Origin of the sequence: Candidatus Pelagibacter communis, from assembly GCF_001180165.1 — a bacterium.
Classification (GTDB): domain Bacteria; phylum Pseudomonadota; class Alphaproteobacteria; order Pelagibacterales; family Pelagibacteraceae; genus Pelagibacter; species Pelagibacter ubique_P.
In genome coordinates this window covers 1-542 of sequence record NZ_CVSQ01000047.1, presented here as the reverse complement: position 1 = coordinate 542, position 542 = coordinate 1, and the positions used below count along the sequence as shown (strand labels likewise).

The following is a 542-nucleotide window of genomic DNA, read 5'->3' as shown; positions in this document are numbered from 1 at the left end:
CCCATTTTAACAAAATCCTTTTTTCCTCCTGGCAAATCAACAGATGCTCCCATTGGTTTTGAATACTTGTCACCAAAATAAAATATATGGCCTACTTCGATACCTTTTGTAATCAATTGATTTTCCTTAGAAACAATTTTTTCAAACTCTTCTTTATTAAACTTTTCATCAGTTACAGCATAAAACTGTTCATATTTTTTTCTCATACTTTCCAACGATGCTTTTTCTAGTTGAGTATCAGCAGTATCAAGATCAAATATTCTTTTGTCAGTGAAAATTTTACTTTCACCTGTATCTGCAAGAATAATAAATTCATGAGATAAATTTCCACCTATAGGTCCTGTGTCAGCAGCCATAGGTATTGCTGTCAAAGATAATCTTTTAAAAGTTCTCAAATATGAAAGAAAGAATTTATTATAAGAATAAAAAGCTTCCTCATCTGATACATCAAATGAATAAGCATCTTTCATATAAAACTCTCTACCACGCATAATTCCAAATCTAGGTCTTATTTCATCTCTGAACTTCCATTGAATATGATA

1 protein-coding gene is annotated in these 542 nt (G+C 30.3%); it reads right to left on the bottom strand.

Features of this window, described 5'->3' with window-relative positions; translation table 11 throughout:
- Positions 1-542 (bottom strand): aminoacyl--tRNA ligase-related protein (locus AMN88_RS02300; protein WP_306452491.1); only part of this gene is annotated, 542 nt, incomplete at both ends.